This window comes from Halomonas sp. A11-A (genome assembly GCF_003182195.1).
GTDB classification, from domain to species: domain Bacteria; phylum Pseudomonadota; class Gammaproteobacteria; order Pseudomonadales; family Halomonadaceae; genus Halomonas; species Halomonas alkalicola.
In genome coordinates, this window is the sequence record NZ_QGTM01000025.1 from 1 (window position 1) to 18,497 (window position 18,497).

Genomic DNA, 18,497 nt, shown 5'->3' on the forward strand with positions numbered 1-18,497 from the left:
GCTGATAGCCCCTCGCTTCCTGATCCGAAGGCATTGAGGACGACCATATTCGACAGAGGCAACCGACCCCTTGACAGGTCAATCCATACCAGGAGATGGGCGCCGAGAGGATTTCGTAGATCGATCCCGAGAAGCGCGGGAAGAAGATCCCGAAGGAGGCGTTGGAGACGCTCTGGGTCAGCAGCATCAGCATGATCAGCCCGGGCACGATGAAGGCGCCGTAGCTCACGCCGTTGACCTCGCTGATCCGCGTGCCGATGGCCGCGCCGAACACCACGAAGTAGAGCGAGGTGGAGATCACCGGCGAGACGATGCTCTGCAGTACGGTGCGCAGGCTGCGCGCCATCTCGGCGAGATAGAGGGTCTTCACGGACTGCAGGTTCATGCCGTCTCCTTGACCAGGCTGACGAAGATCTCCTCCAGGGAGCTCTGGCGGGTGTGCAGGTCCTTGAAGCCGATGCCGGCGGCCTCCAGGTCGGCGAGCAGCTCGGCGATGCCGGCCTGGTCCTCGTCGGGTTCGTTGGCATCGTAGGTGTAGACCAGGGCGTGGCCCTCCTCGGCCAGGGCCAGCCCGTGGCGGGCGAGGGCGTCGGGCAGCGTCGCCAGGGGCTCGCGCAGGTGCAGGGTCAGCTCCTTGCTGCCGAGCTTGCGCATCAGGGCGTGCTTCTCCTCCACCAGCACCAGTTCGCCGCGGCGGATCACGCCGATGCGGTCGGCCATCTCCTCGGCCTCCTCGATGTAGTGGGTGGTGAGGATGATGGTCACGCCGCTGTCGCGCAGCTGGCGCACCACCTCCCACATGTCGCGGCGCAGCTCCACGTCGACCCCGGCGGTGGGCTCGTCCAGGAACAGGATCTCCGGCTCGTGGGCCAGGGCCTTGGCGATCAGCACCCGGCGCTTCATGCCGCCGGAGAGGGTGATCAGGCGGTTGTGGCGCTTCTCCCACAGCGACAGCGAGCGCAGCACCGCCTCGATATGGGCCGGGTCCTTGCCCTTGCCGAAGAGCCCGCGGCTGAAGCTGACGGTGTCCCACACGGTGACGAAGGCCTCGTTGGTCAGCTCCTGGGGCACCAGGCCGATCCGCTGCCGGGCGGCGCGGAAGTCGCGGACGTTGTCGTGTCCGTCCACCAGCACCCGCCCCGAGGTGGCATTGACCAGGCCGCAGATCACGCTGATCAGGGTGGTCTTGCCCGCCCCGTTGGGGCCCAGCAGGGCGAAGATCTCGCCCCGCCGGATCTCGAGGTTGACCTCCCTGAGGGCCTCGAAGCCGCCGGCATAGGCCTTCGAGAGCCGCTCGACCGCGATGACCGGGGAATCACTCATGCCTGGCTCCTGTGGCGGGTTCGATGATGCTCTCCATCCTAGCGCGACTCTCCGTATGATACAGGGCTTGTACAAGAAAAAAGCCGCGCAGGGTGGCCCATGCGCGGCGTCATCCAGCACGGCAGGCGATCAGCTGCGGCTGGTGATCTCCAGCAGGTGGTAGCCGAACTGGGTCTTCACCGGGCCGTGCACCTTGTTCAGCTCGCCGGAGAAGACCACCTCGTCGAACTCGCGGACCATCTGGCCCGGGCCGAAGCTGCCGAGGTCGCCGCCCTGGCGGCTGGAGGGGCAGGTGGAGTTCTCGCGGGCCACCTCGGCGAAGTCGCGACCGCCCTCGATCTCGGCCTTGAGGGCCTCGCACTTCTCCTTGCTGTTCACCAGAATATGACGCGCGGTTGCCTTGGCCATGGAAGTCTCCTGAAGGTTGGCTCTCGGGGGCCAGCGGGGGCGCCGGCCGGTCACGGCGAGGATAGCATGACCCTGCCCCGGGGGCAGGCCGCAACCCCGGCTCAGCCCCCCAGCCCGATGCTGAGTCGCAGGGCCTGCAGGCCATCCAGTTCCAGGCGGACCTCGTCCGAGAAGAGCGGATGGCCGAGCACGCGAACGTCGAGGGTGGCCTCGGCGCCGCGATAGCGGATGCCGACGGCGACCTGTGCCGCCTGGCTCACCGGCGCGAGCAGCCCGTAGTCGAGGCTCTGCACCTCGATGGCCGTCAGCCCGCGGGCCTCCAGCTGCTCCTCGATGGCCTGCCGGGCGGCATGGCCGTAATAGACATAAAGGCCGGCGTAGGCCAGGCCGGCGAGCATGGCGAGAGTGAAGACGAAGCGGCCCATGGCATCCTCCCTGTGGGCAACGATGGAATCCCGATTGCGCGTTATATCACACCGCCGGGCACCATGCCGGGCGGCGGCCGTCGTGTCACAATCATGTCTCAATGGCGGGGCGTCACCCCCCGCAGCGATGATCGAGGGAGGCGAGCATGAGCGAGGCGGTGTCGAACGGGGCGGGCATTCCGGTGGGGATCAGTGCCTGCCTGATGGGCGAGCAGGTGCGTTACAACGGCGGCCACAAGCGGTCGCGCTACTGCCTGGAGGTGCTCGGTGAGCGCTTCGCCTTCGAGCCCTTCTGTCCGGAGCTGGCGGCGGGGCTCGGCGTGCCCCGGGAGCCCATCCGCCTGGTGGGCGCGCCCGGCGAGGCGCCCCGGGTGGTGGGTACCGTGGACCCCAGCCTCGACGTCACCGACAGGCTGGCGGCGGTGAGCGATGAGTTCATCGCGCGCCATCGTCACCTGCGAGGCTTCATCCTGATGAAGGGCTCCCCGAGCTGCGGGCTCGAGCGGGTCAAGGTCTATGGCGCCAACGGCATGCCCAGTCACTCCGACGCCGGCGCCTTCGTGCGGGCGCTGAAACGCCACTTCCCGACGCTGCCGCTGGAGGAGGAGGCGCGCATGAACGACGCCGTGCTGCGCGAGAACTTCATCACCCGGGTCTACGCCCTCGACGACTGGAAGCGCCACGTGGAGGCGCACCCCAGCTACCACCAGCTGCTGCAGTTCCACAGCCGCCAGAAATACCTGCTGATGGCCCATCACGTGGAGGCCTATCGCGAGCTCGGTCGCTACCTGGCCGAGGCCCACGCCCGCCCCCTGGCGGAGGCGATGGACCACTACCTGCAGCGCTTCATGGCGGCCCTGGCCCGCCCCGCCACCCGCAAGACCCACACCAACGCCCTGATGCACGTCTTCGGCTACCTCAAGGAGGCCCTGGACGGCGAGACACGCCAGGACCTGCTCGCCGCCATCGAGGAGTATCGCCAGGGGCATGTGGCCCTGGCGGTGCCGATCCGCCTGCTGGCGCACTACCTGAAGCGCCACGGCTCGGAGTATATCCGCCGCCAGACCTACCTGGACCCGCACCCCTATGAGCTGGGGCTCCGCAATGCCATCTGACCCCTTGCCCATGACGCACCTCGAACGCTTCACCGGCCTGGCCGAACGGTTGGCCGAATGGCAGTCGCTGTGGCGCTGCCTGCCCTTCCAGCACCCGCGGCTGCCCTGGCAGGCGCGCTGGCCGGGGCTTGCCGAGGCGCTGCTGGCGCTCACTGACGCCGAGGTGGCGCGTCTGCAGGAGGACCCCTTCACGGACTCCCCCCTGGCCGCCTGGCTGCCCGTGGATGAGCTGGCTTGGCTGGTGGCCCTGCCGGCGATGGCGGAGCAGGGCGGGGTACTGGCCGAGGAACTGCCCGAGGCCTGGGGAGAACAGGTGGGGGGGCGCAAGTGGCGCCAGGTACAGGCCTTTCTGCCCCAGGTCGAGGTCGCCCAGGCCGAGTCGCTGGTGGAGTGGTGCGCCGGCAAGGGGCACCTGGCCCGGGCCCTGTCGCGGCATCATGGCATCGAGGTGACCGCCCTGGAGTGGCAGCCGGCGCTGTGCGAGGCGGGCCGCGCCCTGGCCCAGCGGCAGGGCGCTCGGGTGACGCTGCGGGAGCAGGACGTCATGGCCGAGAACGCCGCGGCGTGGCTGGACGACCGGACACGGGTGGCGGCGCTGCACGCCTGCGGCGACCTGCATCGTCGGCTGCTCACGCTCGCCGCGGCGGCGGGCAGTGCCGTGACCCTGGCGCCCTGCTGCTACCAGCGCACCGCGGACGACCGCTACCGGCCGCTTTCCACCAGGGGGCGCGCCCTCGCCGAGGCCCGGGGCCTGGTGCTCGAACGGGATGACCTGGCTCTGGCCGTGCAGGAGACGGTCACCGCCCCCCGTGGCGTGCAGCGCCACCGGGAGCGGGCCGGCGCCTGGCGCCTCGGCTTCGATCGGCTGCAGCGGGAGGTGCGAGGTGTCGATGCCTACCTGCCGGTGCCGAGCCTCGCCTACGGCCAGATGCCCGAGACCTTCGAGGGCTTCTGCCACTGGGCGGCGCAGCAGAAGGGCATCGCGCTGCCCGCGGGGGTCGACTGGCGCGCCCACGAGGACGCCGGCTGGCGGCGCCAGCGGGAGGTCGCCCGCCTGGAACTCGCCCGCCACCTCTTCCGCCGCCCCCTGGAGGTGTGGCTGGCGCTGGATCGTGCGGCCTTCCTGGAGGAGGCCGGCTATGCGGTGGAGCTCGGCACCTTCTGTCCCCGGGAGCTCACCCCTCGCAACCTGGTGCTGCGCGGGCGCAAGCGTTGAAACGCCGACCGCTGCGGCGCGGTTTCCTCGCTGCCCCGGCTCGGTCAAAGTGTAGCCCTGAGGCCTGGTCGGAAGCAGGGATGACATCATGAGAGGCGTGGGACTCGGCATCAGCGCGCTGCTGTTGGCCGCGGCAGTGGGGGTGGCGCTGTGGCCAGCGGGGGACAGGCCCGGGCGGGAGCCGCCGCGCCTGGACGTCGAGCTCGACCGCGAGGCCTTGGCCGGGCGGCGCGGGGCACTGCTCGACGAGATCGTCTTCCTGCGCGAGACCGATATCGGCCGGGTCACCGGGCTGATCGAGTCGGGCAGTCACCAGCTCTTCAGCCAGGGGATCTCGAGCCCCACGGTGGTCAACCGGCTGCGCGACTCCGTCCATGCCGATCATGACCTGGCCTTCGGCACCTCCAGCGAGCTGACCCTCAACCCCGCCGGGCCGGTCCTTGCCGACGGCAGCCTCAACCCCTTCGCCCTGCCCGAGATCCGCGAGGCGCTCAACTGGCTGATCGACCGTCGCCACGTGGCCGAGGAGCTCTATGGCGGCCTGGCCGTGCCGCGCACCCTGCCGCTCTCCACCGCCTTTCCCGACTACTCGCGGCTCGCCGAGGTGGCCCGGGCGCTGGAGCTCTACTATGCCCACGACCCCGAGCGGGCCCGCGCCGCCATCGATGCCGGCATGCGGGAGCTGGGCGCCGAGCGCGAGGGTGGGCGCTGGACCTGGCGCGGCGAACGGGTGCGCCTGCGCCTGCTGATCCGCACCGAGGACGAGCGCCGCCGGGTGGGGGACTACCTCGCCAACCTGCTGCAGGAACTCGGCTTCGAGGTGGAACGGCGCTACCGCACCGCCGAGGAGGCCTCGCGGCTGTGGATCGCCACGGATCCCGCCGCCGGCCACTGGCACCTCTATACCGGCGCCTGGATCTCCATCGTGATCCAGCGCGACCAGGCCGACAACTTCAGCTTCTACTACACCCCCCGCGGGCGCGCCGAGCCGCTGTGGCAGGCCTACCGCCCTGCGCCCGAGTTCGATGCGCTCGCCGATCGGCTCTCCCGGCGCGACTATCGAAGCTGGGAGGAGCGCCAGGCGATGATGGCCGAGGCCCTGGCGCTGGCCCTGGCGGACTCCTCCCGGGTGTGGCTGGTGGACCAGCTCAACGCCTCGGCGCGGGCCGCCAACGTCGAGGTGGCCGCGGATCTGGCCGGCGGTGTCTCCGGCTCCGCGCTGTGGCCCTACACCCTGCGCTACACCGACCGCCTCGGCGGGCGCATGGTGGTGGGGCTACCGGGGCTGCTGGGCGAGCCCTGGAACCCGGTGGCCGGCAGCAACTGGGCCTTCGACCGCATGATCACCCGCGCCACCCAGGACCCCGTGGTGCTGCCCGACCCCTACACCGGGCTCTACCACCCCCAGCGCATCGCCCGCGCCGAGGTGGCGGTGGAGCAGGGCGTGCCGGTGGAGCAGACCCTCGACTGGCTGACAGTGACCCGCGAAGCGCAGATCCCGGTGCCCGATGACGCCTGGGTCGACTGGGATGTGCTCTACGGACGCTTCATCACCGCCGAGGAGGCCCACCCCGAGGGGCTCACCGCCCGCACCCGGGTGCGGGTCCACTACGACGATGATCTGTTCGCACATCGCTGGCATGACGGCTCCTGGCTGACGCCCGCGGACTTCGTGCTGCCCTGGATTCTCGACTTCGAGCGCGCAAGCGAGACGAGCCCGCTCTTCGACCCGGCCCACCTGGCCACCTTCGAGGCCTTCCGCCGTCACTTCCGCGGCTGGCGGATCCTCTCCACCGAGCCCCTGGTGATCGAGGTCTACAGCGACCAGATCTTCCCCGATGCCGAGAGCATCGTCGCCGCCCGGGCGCCGAGCCCGCTGCCCTGGCACGTGCTGATGCTGGGCATTCTCGGCGAGCGCCGCGGCGAGCTGGCCTTCTCCTCCAACAAGGCCGATCGCCACCGGGTCGACTGGCTGAGTCTGGTGGCCGGCCCCAGCCTGCCGGCACTGGCACGGTTGCTGGAGCAGGCCAGGGAGGCCAGCGAGCTGCCCCACGAGGTGGCCATGGGCGAGTGGATCGCGCCGGGCGAGCGCGAGCGGCGCCTGGAGGCCCTCGCGGCCTGGCACGGGGCCTTCGGCCACTTCTGGGTGGGCAGCGGACCCTATCGGCTGCACTCGGTGCATCCCGTGGAGGGCAGCGTGGTGCTGCGCCGCTTCGAGGGGTATCGCGACCCCGCCGACCGCTGGCTCGGCCTGAGCACGGCGCCCATTCCGGAGCTGGTGCTCGATGGTCCCCTGGTGGTGGAGGCGGTAGGCCCGAGGGCTCGCAATGGCCTGGCGGCCGGCGGCGCGGAGGGGCACGAGGCCGCCGAGTTTCGCCTCAGCCTGACCGTGGAGGGCGAGCCCTATCCCGAGGCCGACGTCCAGGAGGTGAGCTACCTGCTGTTCGACGGCCAGGGGGCGCTTGCCCATCGCGGCCAGGCCAGGCCAGGCCGCTGGGCGACGGCGAGTGGCGGGTGCTGCTGGACGCCGAGGCCCTGGCGGCCCTCGGCAGCGGCGCCAACAGCCTGGTCGAGACGGTGCGCGCCGACCCGGCCTTCTTCGACATGCCCGGCGAGGAGCGCAACGCCCTGGTGGCACGCCAGGTGGCCCTGGAGGTGGAGCGGCTGCGCCTCGACCAGCCCTTCGTGGTGCGCAGCCTCGACTACCTGAAGCGGGCCATGAGCCTGGACCTGGGGCGCGCCGAGCAGATGCACAGCGATCGCGGCTCCCGGGAGGTGCGCGACATCATCACCGAGCGGCTGCCGGCGACCCTGCTGCTGTTCGGCACCGCCAACCTGCTGGTCTTCTTCACCGCGGTGTTCGCCGCCCTCTCGCTGTCTCGGCGCTACGGCAGCGCCCTGGACCGTACGGTGATCGCGCTGGCGCCGAGCTCGGCGGCACCGGGCTGGTTCTACGGCATCTTCCTGATCCTGCTGCTGGCCTTCCTGTTCCCGTTGCTGCCCGCCGGGGGCATGGTCACCGCGCCGCCGCCGGAGGGCCGGCTCGCGTACGCGGCGAGCCTTGCGCGCCACATGCTGCTGCCGGTGGCCGCCATGTTCCTCTCCTCGATCTTCGTCTCCATCTACTCCTGGCGCACCTTCTTCCTGATCCACTCCAGCGAGGACTACGTGGAGATGGCCCGCGCCAAGGGGCTCTCGTCGCGGCGCATCGAGCGTCGCTACATATTGCGCCCGGCGCTGTCGCCCATCATCACCAGCTTCATGCTGATGCTGATCGGCCTGTGGAGCGGGGCGATCATCCTCGAGCAGGTGTTCAACTGGCCCGGGCTCGGCTCGCTGCTGTTCCAGGCCATCGGCCACCGCGATACGCCGGTGATCATCGGCGGGGTGGTGATCTTCGCCTACCTGCTGGCGGCGACCGTGTTCCTGCTCGATATCCTCTATGCGCTGCTCGACCCGCGGGTGCGGGTAAAGGGAGGCCGCCGATGAGTGCCGCGACAGAGCGCAGGGGCTGGCGGGAGCTGGCCCGCTACCCCTCGGCGCTGCTGGGCGTCCTGATCATTCTGCTGCTCGGCGCCGTGGCCCTCGCCACGCCGCTGGTGATTCCCTACGGCGAGGCCCTGGAGCGCTGGCGGGGCAGCGAGATGTGGCAGCGTCACCCGGTCAACGCCTCGCCGGCCTGGGTCGACCGCCTGCGCGGCGGCAACGCTGCCCGCACCCTGACGGTGGCCAGCCATGCCGCCGAGGTCGAGGAGGTGCCCTTTCCGGGCGGGCGGCGGCTGCAGATCCCGCTGGAATTCGACTACGCCTACGGGGGCTTTCCCAGCGAGATCAATCTCTTCCTCGCCGCAGAGGGGCACGCTCGCGCGCCCTTCGTGCGGCTCACCTGGGAGGCCCCGGACGGCCGCGAGGTGGCCCTGGGCGGCTATCGGGTCGGCCGCCAGGAGCGCGTCTCGATCTCCCAGGACCGCGGCCTCGAGCGGCGGCTGGGTGGCCTGGCGCCCCATATCGGCCTGCTGAGCGCCCCCCTGGTGGAGGGGGAGCCCGAGGTGCTGAAGGGCAGCTATCGGCTGCTGCTCGATGCGGTGGTGTTCGACGAGCAGGCCGGGCTCGAGGCCGAGTTGGTGCTCTACGGCCGGGTCCACGGCATCGCCGGCACCGACCACCAGCGCCGCGACCTCAGCCTGGCGCTGCTGTGGGGCACCCCGGTGGCGCTTGCCTTCGGGCTGATCGCCGCGGTGGGCACCACCCTGACCACCCTGGTGATCGCCGCCGTGGGGGTCTGGTACCGCGGCTGGGTGGACGCGGTGATCCAGCGCCTCACCGAGGTCAACATGATCCTGCCGGTGCTGCCGATCCTGGTGATGGTGGGCACCCTCTACTCCACCAGCATCTGGCTGATGCTCGGGGTGGTGGTGCTGCTCGGCATCTTCAGCGCCGGCATCAAGACCTACCGCGCCATGCTGCTGCCAATCCGCGAGGCGCCCTACATCGAGGCCGCACTCGCCTACGGGGCCTCGGACCTGCGCATCGTCATGCGCTACATGCTGCCGCGCATCCTGCCGGTGCTGATCCCCACCTTCGTGACCCTGATCCCCACCTTCGTCTTCCTGGAGGCGTCGCTGGCGGTGCTGGGGCTGGGCGACCCCGAGCTGCCCACCTGGGGCAAGGTGCTCAACGACGCCCAGTCCCAGAGCGCGCTCTACAACGGCTACGTCTACTGGGTGGTGGCCCCGGCGATCCTGCTGATGCTCACCGGCCTCGGCTTCGCCATGCTCGGCTTCGCCCTGGACCGGGTCTTCAATCCACGACTGAGGAGCCTGTGATGGCAGGGACGACGGCAGGCGAGACCCTGCTTCGCGTCGAGGAGCTGGCGCTGCACTACCGTACCCGCGGCGGCGCGGTGCGCGCCGTGGACGGGGTGAGCTTCGACGTGAAGCGCGGTGAGGCGCTGGTGATCCTCGGCGAGTCGGGCTGCGGCAAGAGCTCGCTGGCCAGGGCGCTGATGCGCCTGCTGCCGCGCAACCTGGCCCACCACAGCGGCCGGGTTAGCCTGGGCGATGCCCCGATCAGCGAGCTCTCCGACGAGCGCTTTCGCCGCGAGGTGCAGTGGTCGCGCATGGCGCTGGTGATGCAGGCCTCCATGAACGCCCTGAACCCGGTGGTGAAGGTGGGCGAGCAGGTGGCCGAGCCGCTGCGCGAGCTGAAGCGCTGGCCTCGGCGCCGGGCGCTCGAGCGTGCCGCCGAGGTGTTCCAGCGGGTGGGGCTGCCGCTGGACTTCATGGCCCGCTACCCCTTCGAGCTCTCCGGCGGCATGCGCCAGCGGGCGGTGCTGGCCATGGCGCTGGTGGCGGAGCCGGAGCTGGTGATCCTCGACGAGCCCACCTCGGCGCTGGACGTGCTGACCCAGGCGGCGATCATGAACGTGCTGAAGGAGATCAAGGCGCAGCAGGGCACCAGTTTCATCCTGATCACCCACGACGTGGCCACCTCCAGCGAGCTGGCCGATCGGGTGGCGCTGATGTATGCCGGCGAGCTGGTGGAGGCGTGCAGCGCGGCGCGCTTTTTCGCCGAGCCGGCCCACCCCTATTCGCGCCTGCTGATGAAAAGCGTGCCGCGGCTCCACGAGCGCGAGCGCCCGCGGGCCATTCCCGGCCAGCCGCCGAGCCTGCTCGACCCGCCAACCGGCTGCCGCTTCGCCGCGCGCTGCCCCGAGCGCTTCGCCCGCTGCGACGCGTCGCCCTCGGCGTTTGTTCCGGGAGGGGGCGCACGGGAGGCAGCGGGTGAAGGGGCGAGCGAAAGCCGCCATCGGGTGCGCTGCTGGCTGCATGCGCCGAGCGGGGGAGGTGAGCATGGCTGAGACGCCGCTGGTGGAGGCCCATGGCCTGCACACCTGGTTCGAGCTGCGTCAGTGGGGCTTCCTGCGGGTGGGGGCGGTGCGGGCGGTCGACGATGTCAGCTTCACCCTGGCCCGCGGCGAGGCGGTGGCCTTCGTCGGCGAGTCGGGCTGCGGCAAGAGCTCCCTGGTACGAACCCTGCTGGGCCTGCACCGGCCGACCCAGGGCGAGGTGCGCTTCGAGGGGGAATCGCTGGCCGGCCTCAAGGGGGCGGCGCTCAAGGCGTGGCGGGCCCGGGTGGGCTATGTGCAGCAGGACCCCTTCGGGGCGCTGCCGCCCTTCCTGGACGTGCGGCGCATCCTCGCCGAGCCGCTCAAGATCCACGGCGTGACGGATCGCGCCGAGCGCGAGCGGCGCATTCGCGCGGCGCTCGCGGAGGTGCGGCTGACGCCGGTGGAGGAGTTCCTCGGCAAGTTCCCGCATATGCTCAGCGGCGGCCAGCAGCAGCGGGTGGTGATCGCCCGGGCGCTGATCCTCGAGCCGGCGCTGGTGATCGCCGACGAGCCGGTGTCGATGCTCGACGCTTCGGTGCGGGTGGAGATCCTGGAGCTGCTGCGCGGCATCCAGCGCGAGCGGGGGCTGACGCTGGCCTTCGTGACCCACGACCTGGCCACGGTGCGTCACTATGCCGAGCGCATCTTCGTGCTCTATGCCGGCAAGGTAGTGGAGAGCGCTCCGGTGGACGACCTGCTCGACGCCCCCCAGCACCCCTACACTCGGGCCCTTTTGGCCGCGCTCTCCGACCCGGACGCCGCCAACGCCACCCGCCTGCGCGAGGTGCCTGCCGGCGAGCCGCCAAGCCTGATCGACCCGCCGGCCGGGTGTCGCTTCCATCCGCGCTGCCCCCAGGCCATGGCGGGGCTATGCGACCGGGAGGTGCCCCCGGAGTTCATGCCGCGCCCGGACCACGGCGCCGCCTGCTGGCTGCATCAGCCGGGCGGCGAGGGAGAGGCGCAGGCGGCAGGGCCTGGACGATAGCGTCCAGGCGATGGTCATCAGATGGTGGTCATCAGGCGCTGGGGGCCGGCGACATGGGTCAGGCGGCGCCGAAGCGCTGGTGCAGCCAGGCGTTGATGGCGTCGGACTCGTAGAGCCACTCCTCGCGGCCGTCGTCGTGGGCGATCTTCAGGCAGGGCACCTTGATGCGCCCGCCGCCCTCGGCCAGGGCCTTGCGGTGATCGGGGTCGAGCTGGGCGTCGCGCACCTCGATGGGCAGGCCCAGGCGGGCGATCTCCTTGCGCACCTTGACGCAGAAGGGGCAGGTGCGGAACTGGTAGAGCGCGAGGTTCTCGCAGGCGCTGTCGACCTCGGCCTGGGCCTCCGGGCTGCGCTCGATGGACTTCGGGGTGGAGAGCTTCTCGGCGATCAGCACGACCGGCGCCAGCACCAGGCGCAGGCCGCGGAAGAAGGTGCGGATGATGATACGCATCGGGGGAAGTGACCTCGGGAATGGTGAAGGAAACGGCGCCCATGATGCCTGTCTGGGCGGCGGCTGGCCATCCCCGACGGCTACTCCTCCCACTCGATGCGCAGCGGATTTTCCTCTGCCGGCCAGGTGTCGGCGTCACGGGTCTCGCCGTCCTCGCCCAGCACCAGGTGGCTGCGCTGGCCATGGTGGCGCAGTCGGGCGGCGAGCATGGCCAGGCCCTCGGCGTCGTCTCCGCTGAGCAGGCCGATGGGGTGCCCCGGATGCATCCAGACCCTTGCGCGACCGGCCTCTTCCAGCCCCTCCCGGGGCGGGGCGGCGAGGCCGCGCTCCCGGCGCCATGCGACGACCTCGTCGGTGGTGCCCACCACCAGCAGCGGCGCGAGGGTCTCCCACTCGCCATCCAGTGCCTCCTCGGCGGGCAGCGACGCGAGCCGGCGGCCCAGGGCCCGGCTGGCCAGCGCCTCCAGCTCCGCCGTGCGGCCGGGCGTCAGCGCCACCAGCCGGGTGTCGGGGTCGAGCAGCAACCGGCGCAGCACGCTGGGCAGCGCGCCGGGGTGGCGCAGCAGCTCGGCGTCGGGGTCCATCTCGAGCGCCCGCGGGGGCCCCGCCAGCGGCAGGGCGAAGGGCTGGCGCGCGCTCTCCATGCGCTGGGTCAGGGTCACCGGCCCCGCGTCCGTGTCCACCACCAGGGGCACGCTCATCGGCCAGGGGGCGTGCTCGCCCCGCTGGACCAGCACGCCATGCAGCCAGCCGCCGTCCGGTTCGGCCTCGAAGCGTACCTCCTCCAGGGCCAGCGCCGGGCGGCCGGGGCGGTCGCGCCAGGCGGCGAAGAAGGGGGCGAGCTCCTCGCCCGCCGCCTCGCTGAAGGCGGCCTCCAGGGCCTGCCAGTCGGCGGTGCGGTGCATCCAGCGCCCGGCGAAGGCGACCAGGGCGGCGTCGAAGGCGGCGTCGCCCAGGCGCTTTCGCAGCATGTGAAAGAGCAGGGCGCCGTGCTGGTAGCCGATCAGTCGGCCGGCGGGGTCCGGGCCGCCGCGGAAGTCGCGCAGGGTCGGCTCGTGGACGGCGGGCAGCGCAGCGAGGTCGCGCAGCCAGCCCCGGCGCAGCTCGGCATCCTCGCCGGCCGCCTCGGCCACGGCGTGGTCGGCCAGGTAGGTGGTCAGCGCCTCGGCCCAGTTGCCCTCGGCGTAGTCCACCAGCGCGCCGGCCCCCCACCAGGCGTGCATGATCTCGTGGGGCAGCGAGGTGTCGGGAATGAAGGGCAGCGGGATTACCCGCTCGCCGAGCAGCGTGAAGCCGGGAAAGGCGACCCCCACCGGCGCCGGCGAGGCGGCGATGCTGAAGCTCGCAAAGGGCAGGCGCCCCAGCCGGGCCTGGAAGGCGGCCAGGTGGTGCGCCGCCCGCTCCAGGTAGGTCGCACCGAAGGCGGCGTCCAGCGCCTCGGGGAAGAGCACCCGCAGGGTCACCCCGCCCACGTCGCGCTCGCGCAGGGCCCAGGGGCCGGCGGCGAGCTCCACCTCGCGGGTCCGCGGGTGGTGGAAGCGGGCGAGCCTACCCTCAGGCGTGGCCCGCTCCTCCACCAGGGAGCCGCTGCCCAGCGCCCGCTGCCCGGCCGGGGTATGCACCTCGAAGGAGAGCGGCCCGGCCTCCTCCACCAGGTGGGGATACCAGCCGCCCCGGGTGGGCAGGAAGGTGCCGGCCTCGGCGATGGCGTGGCGCGTCTCCCGTCCCGCCTCGGGCAGCGTCCCCTGCCAGCGCAGGGTGAGCATCGGCGCCGAACAGGCCGGTACCACCCAGCGGCCCTCGCGGTCCCGCGCCAGCGGGAGCGTCCGCTCGCCGCAGTGGGCCTCGCGGACATCGAGCCCGTCGAGCAGCGCGAAGCGCCCGCCGTCGGGCAGCGGCTGCACCAGTTCGCCGGCGAGGCTTCGCTCGGCGGGATCGAGGTGCAGTGTCAGCCGGCGCTCGGGACCGAGCGCCTCCCCCCAGGCGGGACCGGCCAGCAGCGCGCCGAGCAGGGCCCAGGCCAGAGGCGAGCGGCAGCGGGGCAGGCCCGTTGTCGCCATGGATTCAGCGCACCCCGTCGCGAAGCGGGAAGCGGGCCAGCAGCTCCTCGGTGCTGCCATTGCGCGTCACGGTGAGGGGCAGCAGGGTGCCTGGCGTCTGGCGGCGTACCAGGTCGGTGAGTTCGCCGGGGCGGCGCACTGGCCGGCCGGCGACCTCGACGATCAGATCATCACGCTGCAGACCCAGCGTTTCGGCCAGGCTCTCCTCCATCACCCTGACCACCCGCACGCCGCCCTCGTCTGCCGCGATCAGGATCCCAAGGCGCTGGGGCTCGGGGGGCTCGAAGGCGGCCTCGTCGCCGAGGGTAAAGAGCGCATCGGCCAGCCCCGTCGGCGGCGTGCAGCCGTCGTTCCGCTGCCAGGCCAGCAGCCCGGCGGCGTCGATCCCCAGGTCGGCCAGCTGGTGGGGCACGCCGTGGCCGTAGCTGACATGGCCCTGGCCCATCAGCCCCACCACCAGCGCCGCCTCTTCGGCGGCCTCGGCCAGGGCCTGGGCCATGGCGCGATCCCACACCAGCTGGGCATCGATGAAGCGCTCGAGGCCCGCCTCGGGGTCCACGGCGCTGGGGTGGTTGGCATAGACCTCGGCCAGCGCCTCGCGGTATCCCTCGGAGGCGGGGACGGGCGGGGTGATGGCGTGTCGCTCCTGCGGGGGAATGGCCTCCCACCCCTCTTCGGCGATGCGCTGGCGCAGCGCCGGGGTGACGTTGAGCGCCCGCAGCGGGATGCGCTGCATGCGCGCGAAGTGCAGGATCGGCAGGTAGGCGTCGGGGTCATAGCCCCAGGCACCCAGCCAGTCGCTCTCGGCCAGGAAGGCGGCCTCGTCGAGCTCGCCGGCCACCCAGGCGTCCAGCGCTGGCTGGGCCTCTCGGGGCAGCATCTCCAGGCCGATGACCATCCGCGGCTCGCGGGCGTGCAGGCCGGCCAGGGTGTGCAGCTGCCAGCGGTGGTGGGCCAGTCGCTCGTGCTGCTCGCCGAGCAGCAACACGCGGTGCTCGGCCAGGTCGGCCATCAGCGTGGCGGTATCCACGACCGCGCCCGCGCGCTGCCACTGGCCGGGGGCCGGGCAGTCGCTGGCCTGGGCGGCGGGGAGGCCGGCGAGGATCAGGGCGAAGGGGAGGGCGGCGATGCATGGGGCACGGAAAGGGGAACGCTGCTGCGGCATGGGAGCTCCTGACGGGCGAGTCGGCGGGCCTCAGGCCGCTACCATAGCGCAGTCGGCTCGCCAGCAGGAAAGGGCCGCGATCAACGCGGATCGCGGCCCGGCAGGTACCCACCCCGTGCACCGGGGTCAGTAGTGGCGGCTGAAGCGCCCGTGGGGGCTGTCGTGCATCAGGCGGTCGAACTCCCGCCCGCTCATGTGCACCAGGGTCTCGTGGTCGCCGGCATCGAAGTAGACGTCGGGCTGGTGCCTGAGCATGTCGTCGACATAGACCTGCAGGCCCCAGGCCTGGCCGACCGGGGAGGTGGCGCCGGGGTCGCAGTCGCGGAAGTGCTCCATGATCTGCTGCTCCGAGGCCAGGGTGACCTTCTCATGGAGCATCCGCGAGAGCTGGTCGAGGTCGGCGTCGCAGCTGCTGGGGATCACCGCGAGGCGATACCCGGAGTCGCTGTGGAGCATCACCGCCTTGGCCATGCGATCGCCGGCAATCTTCGATGTCTCGGCGATGCGACTGGCGGTGATCTCCCGGGGATGGGGGAGTTCCTCGTAGTCGATGTCACAGGCCTCGAGATACTCCTTGAGGGTCATGGGCATGGTCATGGCGTGCTCTCTTCCGGACGCATGGGCCGGGGGGTTGACGGGGGCATCCTCACTCTCAGCATAGCCATCCCGCCTCTTCCTCGAGCATGATCCTCTTCATCGCGTGAGTGGGAATGGCATCGCACCGGGGGAATTGTCGATACACTCCTGAGAGGCAAGGTTGACGAGGAAGCGATGTGTCAAAGGCAATCACGAGAGGCGTTACGGTGAAGCGGTTCGGAAGCGGCATCCTGCTGGCGGCGCTTGCGATTGCGCTGGCCGGCTGCGGTGGCGATTCGGGGCCCAGAGAGACACCTCTGGCGGTGCTGGCCACCGACAGCGAGGCTCTCGACGGCAGCCGGGTGGTCACCGAAGGGGTGGTGCGCCACTTCGAGGAGCCGCTGCACTACTGGATCGAGGACGAGGACCTCAACCGGGTGGAGCTCTTCCCCCACGAGGCGATCGCGCCCCACCTGGGCGAGCGGGTTCGGGTGGAGGGGGCGTTCGCCTTCTCCCGGGAGGAGGGACGCCGCCTCACCCTGGAACGGGTCGAGGTGCTCGCCACAGCGGACTAGGCCGGTCGATTGACAGCCAATCGACTGACAGCAAGGAGAAGAGCGACTGATGCAAGGGAAGGCCATCCAACAGCGGCTCGTCGAGCGCCCGGTGCTACCGCGCCCCGAGGGGCGCATCGAGGCGATCGACCTGGCCCGGGGCATCGCCATCGCGCTGATGATCATAAGCCACGCGGTAAGCGGGCTCTTCGGCATTCGCCAGCTGCCCGACTGGGGCCTGGTGCCGGTCCACCTGATCACCAAGTTCTCCTCGTCGCTGTTCATCGTGGTGTTCGGCATCGCCTTGGCGGTGGCCTTCCTGCCGCGGCTGGGCGAGGCGGACTGGCCGGCGCGTCGCCTGCGCCTGATGCTGCGCGGCCTGGAGGTGTTCTTCTGGTACAAGGTGCTCACCGTGGTGGAGATGATGGCCATCTTCCCGCGGGAGGACATCCTCGACGCGCTGCTCTACCAGCGCTTCCCGATCTGGGTCGAGATCCTCGGCTTCTACGCCATCGCCCTGCTCTGGCTGCCCTGGGTGCTGCCCCTCTGGAGCCGCCTGCCGCTCTGGTCGCGGCTGCTGCTGCCGGTGGCCATCGCCCTGGCCGCGGGCTGGCTGGAGCGTCACGCCAGCTTCTGGGGCATCGAGCCGCTCAAGGCGATCCTTGTTGAGGACGCCAACCACTACACCTGGGGCCAGCTCTCGCGGCTGCCGCTGGTGCTGCTGGGCCTGTTGATCGGCGAGGCGCTGCTGCGCGGCTACTGGACGCCCCGGCGCGCCCGGGTGCTGCTGACCATCGCCGGCGCCGGGGCGCTGATGCTGCTCGCCTTCTTCGCCCTGGCCCTGGGCAAGGCGGAGACCACGGTCGACGATGCCCTGATGGCGGTGGCACGCAACGTCGGCAAGCACCCGCCGGAGCTTGCCTTCATGCTCTTCAGCCTGGGCGGGGCCCTGGTGATCCTGGCGCTTTGCCTCCAGGGCGGCGCGGCGGCGGCGCGCTGGCTGCGCCCGCTGACCCTGATCGGCGGCGACGCCCTCAAGGCCTTCATCTTCCATATCGTGGTGATCTTCGGGGTCTTCCGCTACCTGCTGGAGGCCTGGCAGGTCTACTCCTACCCCCAGGTGCTGGGCATCGGGGTGGCCCTGGTGCTGGCCACCGCCGGCTGGATCGCCCTGACCGGCTGGTTGCGGGAGAAGCGCGGATGACGTGGCTCACCGCGGTCGCCATCTCGAGCCTGGTGATGGCCGCGCAGGCCCTGGCTGGCAGCGCTTGGGAGCCCGAGCTCGAGGCCCGGCTGGCCGCCCTGGAGGCCGAGGGGCAAGACGAGATCGGCCTTCACGTGCGCGAACTGGGGGCGAGGGACGGCTCGGTAGACCGAGGCGAGCGGTTCGGCTGGCGCGACGACGAGACCTGGTACCTGGCCTCGCTGGTCAAGGTGCCGGTGGCCGTGGAGCTGCTCGCCCGGCGCGAGGCCGGCGCGCTCTCCCTCGACGAGACGCTGGTGCTCAAGGAGCGCGACTACGTGGACGGCGCCGGGCCCATCAACTGGGCGGAGCCGGGCACGACCCTGGCGCTTGGCGAGCTGCTCGAGCCGATGCTCACCGAGAGCGACAATACCGCCAGCGACCTGCTGATCGGCCGGCTGGGCCTCGCCGCGGTGAACGACCGCGCCCAGGCGCTCTCCGGTGGCGGGCTCGGCCCCATCACCCCGCTGCTGGAGGTGCGCCGCGAGGCTTACGGGTATCTGCATCCCGGGGCCCGGGCGCTCACCGGGATGGACTTCATCCGGCTGCGCCAGGTCGAGGAGGATGACGCCCGCCTCGACGCCCTGGCCGAGCGCCTCGGCGTGCCGCGAGGCGAGTTTGCCCTGCCGAGCTTGGATGCCGCCTTCGACGCCTACTACGCGAGCGGGCTCAACGCCGGGCGCCTGGACGCCTTCGGCGCGCTGCTCGCGGCCATCGGCGAGGGGCGGGCGCTGGGGCCCGCGGCCACCGCCGAGCTGCTGGCGATCATGGCGCGCACCACCAGCGGCGAGGCGCGGCTCAAGGCGGGCCTGGGGGACGATATCCGTTTCGCCCACAAGACCGGCACCCAGCACCGGCGCAGCTGCGACGCCGGCATCGCCTTCCACGGCGAGGGCGCCGTCGAGCGGCGCTGGGTGGTGGTCGCCTGCACCCGGGGCGAGCGCGATATCGAGCACTCGGAGGCGACCCTGAGCGAGGTGGGCCGGGCGCTGCGCGAGTCGGGCCTCCTCGTGCCCTGAGGCGGGGCATGCATCCTGCCTATGAAGCGGCTAGCCCTGCTCGATTAGCATCGGGAGCGGTTCGCGG

General features: G+C 71.4%; 18 protein-coding genes. 10 read left to right on the top strand and 8 right to left on the bottom strand.

Features of this window, described 5'->3' with window-relative positions; translation table 11 throughout:
• From DER72_RS13360 to DER72_RS13375, 4 genes are all read right to left on the bottom strand, one after another.
• On the bottom strand, positions 1-385 hold a 385-nt coding region (locus tag DER72_RS13360), incomplete at its 3' end, for an ABC transporter permease (protein WP_258306306.1).
• Positions 382-1,323: an ABC transporter ATP-binding protein gene (locus DER72_RS13365; protein ID WP_110070486.1), complete on the bottom strand. Its 942-nt coding sequence runs from the start codon at positions 1,321-1,323 to the stop codon at positions 382-384. The genes DER72_RS13360 and DER72_RS13365, both read right to left, overlap by 4 nt.
• 129 nt (positions 1,324-1,452) lie before the next feature.
• On the bottom strand, positions 1,453-1,731 hold the full coding sequence (locus DER72_RS13370) for a peptidylprolyl isomerase (RefSeq protein ID WP_110070487.1): 279 nt from the start codon (positions 1,729-1,731) through the stop codon (positions 1,453-1,455).
• 101 nt (positions 1,732-1,832) lie between these two features.
• Entirely contained in the window at positions 1,833-2,156 is a 324-nt protein-coding gene (locus DER72_RS13375; protein WP_110070488.1) for a hypothetical protein, read from the bottom strand.
• A 146-nt stretch (positions 2,157-2,302) separates the two neighbouring features.
• Between DER72_RS13375 and DER72_RS13380 the strand changes: the two genes are divergently transcribed.
• The 7 genes from DER72_RS13380 to DER72_RS13405 all read left to right on the top strand — a co-directional run bounded on the left by DER72_RS13380 (position 2,303) and on the right by DER72_RS13405 (position 11,362).
• Complete coding sequence (locus DER72_RS13380) at positions 2,303-3,271, top strand: DUF523 and DUF1722 domain-containing protein (protein ID WP_110070489.1); 969 nt, start codon at positions 2,303-2,305, stop codon at positions 3,269-3,271.
• A gap of 10 nt (positions 3,272-3,281) precedes the next feature.
• Positions 3,282-4,487, top strand: a complete 1,206-nt coding sequence (locus DER72_RS13385; protein WP_249322295.1) for a methyltransferase — start codon at positions 3,282-3,284, stop codon at positions 4,485-4,487.
• An 88-nt stretch (positions 4,488-4,575) separates the two neighbouring features.
• Positions 4,576-7,197 (top strand): ABC transporter substrate-binding protein, encoded by a 2,622-nt coding sequence (locus DER72_RS13390; protein ID WP_219983294.1) that lies wholly within the window; start codon positions 4,576-4,578, stop codon positions 7,195-7,197.
• Between the two features lie 38 nt (positions 7,198-7,235).
• A complete protein-coding gene (locus DER72_RS16495; RefSeq protein ID WP_258306308.1) occupies positions 7,236-7,976 on the top strand; it encodes an ABC transporter permease in 741 nt (246 codons plus the stop codon).
• Entirely contained in the window at positions 7,973-9,313 is a 1,341-nt protein-coding gene (locus DER72_RS13395) for an ABC transporter permease (RefSeq protein WP_110070491.1), read from the top strand. The genes DER72_RS16495 and DER72_RS13395 overlap by 4 nt, the downstream gene beginning before the upstream one ends.
• The gene (locus DER72_RS13400) at positions 9,313-10,347 is read left to right on the top strand and encodes an ABC transporter ATP-binding protein (RefSeq protein WP_110070492.1); all 1,035 of its coding nucleotides are present in this window, start codon (positions 9,313-9,315) and stop codon (positions 10,345-10,347) included. The genes DER72_RS13395 and DER72_RS13400 overlap by 1 nt, the downstream gene beginning before the upstream one ends.
• A complete protein-coding gene (locus DER72_RS13405) occupies positions 10,340-11,362 on the top strand; it encodes an ABC transporter ATP-binding protein (RefSeq protein WP_110070493.1) in 1,023 nt (340 codons plus the stop codon). The genes DER72_RS13400 and DER72_RS13405 overlap by 8 nt, the downstream gene beginning before the upstream one ends.
• 58 nt (positions 11,363-11,420) lie before the next feature.
• Here DER72_RS13405 and DER72_RS13410 read toward each other — a convergent pair whose 3' ends face one another.
• From DER72_RS13410 to DER72_RS13425, 4 genes are all read right to left on the bottom strand, one after another.
• Complete coding sequence (locus DER72_RS13410; protein ID WP_110070494.1) at positions 11,421-11,813, bottom strand: glutaredoxin; 393 nt, start codon at positions 11,811-11,813, stop codon at positions 11,421-11,423.
• 80 nt (positions 11,814-11,893) lie between these two features.
• The gene (locus DER72_RS13415; protein WP_110070495.1) at positions 11,894-13,873 is read right to left on the bottom strand and encodes a M1 family metallopeptidase; all 1,980 of its coding nucleotides are present in this window, start codon (positions 13,871-13,873) and stop codon (positions 11,894-11,896) included.
• A gap of 4 nt (positions 13,874-13,877) precedes the next feature.
• The gene (locus tag DER72_RS13420) at positions 13,878-15,038 is read right to left on the bottom strand and encodes a ChaN family lipoprotein (RefSeq protein WP_110070496.1); all 1,161 of its coding nucleotides are present in this window, start codon (positions 15,036-15,038) and stop codon (positions 13,878-13,880) included.
• 126 nt (positions 15,039-15,164) lie between these two features.
• A complete protein-coding gene (locus tag DER72_RS13425) occupies positions 15,165-15,635 on the bottom strand; it encodes an aminoacyl-tRNA deacylase (RefSeq protein ID WP_110070497.1) in 471 nt (156 codons plus the stop codon).
• 206 nt (positions 15,636-15,841) lie between these two features.
• Between DER72_RS13425 and DER72_RS13430 the strand changes: the two genes are divergently transcribed.
• The 3 genes from DER72_RS13430 to DER72_RS13440 are packed head-to-tail and all read left to right on the top strand — an operon-like array spanning position 15,842 to position 18,430.
• Positions 15,842-16,189 (top strand): hypothetical protein, encoded by a 348-nt coding sequence (locus tag DER72_RS13430; protein ID WP_110070498.1) that lies wholly within the window; start codon positions 15,842-15,844, stop codon positions 16,187-16,189.
• Between the two features lie 49 nt (positions 16,190-16,238).
• A complete protein-coding gene (locus DER72_RS13435; protein ID WP_110070499.1) occupies positions 16,239-17,372 on the top strand; it encodes an acyltransferase family protein in 1,134 nt (377 codons plus the stop codon).
• Positions 17,369-18,430 (top strand): serine hydrolase, encoded by a 1,062-nt coding sequence (locus DER72_RS13440; protein WP_110070500.1) that lies wholly within the window; start codon positions 17,369-17,371, stop codon positions 18,428-18,430. The genes DER72_RS13435 and DER72_RS13440 overlap by 4 nt, the downstream gene beginning before the upstream one ends.
• The last annotated feature ends 67 nt before the right edge of the window (positions 18,431-18,497 follow it).

What these genes read in the sequence shown, in the direction of transcription:
- DER72_RS13365 (WP_110070486.1), bottom strand. Translation starts at nt 1,323, where the DNA reads ATGAGTGATTCCCCGGTCATCGCGGTCGAGCGGCTCTCGAAGGCCTAT.
- DER72_RS13370 (WP_110070487.1), bottom strand. Translation starts at nt 1,731, where the DNA reads ATGGCCAAGGCAACCGCGCGTCATATTCTGGTGAACAGCAAGGAGAAG.
- DER72_RS13375 (WP_110070488.1), bottom strand. Translation starts at nt 2,156, where the DNA reads ATGGGCCGCTTCGTCTTCACTCTCGCCATGCTCGCCGGCCTGGCCTAC.
- DER72_RS13380 (WP_110070489.1), top strand. Translation starts at nt 2,303, where the DNA reads ATGAGCGAGGCGGTGTCGAACGGGGCGGGCATTCCGGTGGGGATCAGT.
- DER72_RS13385 (WP_249322295.1), top strand. Translation starts at nt 3,282, where the DNA reads ATGACGCACCTCGAACGCTTCACCGGCCTGGCCGAACGGTTGGCCGAA.
- DER72_RS13390 (WP_219983294.1), top strand. Translation starts at nt 4,576, where the DNA reads ATGAGAGGCGTGGGACTCGGCATCAGCGCGCTGCTGTTGGCCGCGGCA.
- DER72_RS16495 (WP_258306308.1), top strand. Translation starts at nt 7,236, where the DNA reads ATGCACAGCGATCGCGGCTCCCGGGAGGTGCGCGACATCATCACCGAG.
- DER72_RS13395 (WP_110070491.1), top strand. Translation starts at nt 7,973, where the DNA reads ATGAGTGCCGCGACAGAGCGCAGGGGCTGGCGGGAGCTGGCCCGCTAC.
- DER72_RS13400 (WP_110070492.1), top strand. Translation starts at nt 9,313, where the DNA reads ATGGCAGGGACGACGGCAGGCGAGACCCTGCTTCGCGTCGAGGAGCTG.
- DER72_RS13405 (WP_110070493.1), top strand. Translation starts at nt 10,340, where the DNA reads ATGGCTGAGACGCCGCTGGTGGAGGCCCATGGCCTGCACACCTGGTTC.
- DER72_RS13410 (WP_110070494.1), bottom strand. Translation starts at nt 11,813, where the DNA reads ATGCGTATCATCATCCGCACCTTCTTCCGCGGCCTGCGCCTGGTGCTG.
- DER72_RS13415 (WP_110070495.1), bottom strand. Translation starts at nt 13,873, where the DNA reads ATGGCGACAACGGGCCTGCCCCGCTGCCGCTCGCCTCTGGCCTGGGCC.
- DER72_RS13420 (WP_110070496.1), bottom strand. Translation starts at nt 15,038, where the DNA reads ATGCCGCAGCAGCGTTCCCCTTTCCGTGCCCCATGCATCGCCGCCCTC.
- DER72_RS13425 (WP_110070497.1), bottom strand. Translation starts at nt 15,635, where the DNA reads ATGACCATGCCCATGACCCTCAAGGAGTATCTCGAGGCCTGTGACATC.
- DER72_RS13435 (WP_110070499.1), top strand. Translation starts at nt 16,239, where the DNA reads ATGCAAGGGAAGGCCATCCAACAGCGGCTCGTCGAGCGCCCGGTGCTA.
- DER72_RS13440 (WP_110070500.1), top strand. Translation starts at nt 17,369, where the DNA reads ATGACGTGGCTCACCGCGGTCGCCATCTCGAGCCTGGTGATGGCCGCG.